This window comes from Plebeiibacterium sediminum, assembly GCF_026013605.1.
Classification (GTDB): Bacteria; Bacteroidota; Bacteroidia; order Bacteroidales; family Marinilabiliaceae; genus Saccharicrinis; species Saccharicrinis sediminus.
Window position 1 is genome coordinate 1 of sequence record NZ_JAPDPJ010000263.1, and the last position, 608, is coordinate 608.

The following is a 608-nucleotide window of genomic DNA, read 5'->3' on the forward strand; positions in this document are numbered from 1 at the left end:
ACTGTTTCTATTACTGTAACAAACGTAAATGACAACAGTCCTGTAATTTCAAATGCCTCAGCAACGATTGCAGAAAACGCATCGAACAATAGTGCAGTGGTAAATATTGATGATGACAACACATCTTCAGACCTGGATGCAGATGGCGAGACCATCAGCTACTCAATCACTGCAGGAAATGGCGATGGTATCTTTGGAATCAATTCATCTACAGGAGCGATCACAGTAGTTAACAACAGCAAGTTAGATTATGAAACAACAACTTCGTATAGTTTAACTGTACAGGCTACGGATGGAACAAACACTGATAATGCAACTGTTTCCATAAGTGTAACGAATGTGAATGACAACAGTCCTGTAATTTCAAATGCCTCAGCAACGATAGCAGAAAATGCATCGAACAATAGTGCAGTGGTAAATATTGATGATGACAACACATCTTCAGACTTGGATGCCGATGGCGAGACCATCAGCTACTCAATTACAGCAGGAAATGGCGATGGTATCTTTGGCATCAATTCATCGACAGGAGCCATCACCGTAGTTAACAACAGCAAGTTGGATTATGAAACAACCACATCATATAGCTTAACTGTAGAGGCAACTGA

At 40.5% G+C, this 608-nt stretch carries 1 protein-coding gene; it reads left to right on the forward strand.

The features are described from left to right. The coding region (locus OM075_RS25385; protein WP_301193361.1) for a cadherin repeat domain-containing protein at positions 1-608 on the forward strand (608 nt) is incomplete at both ends.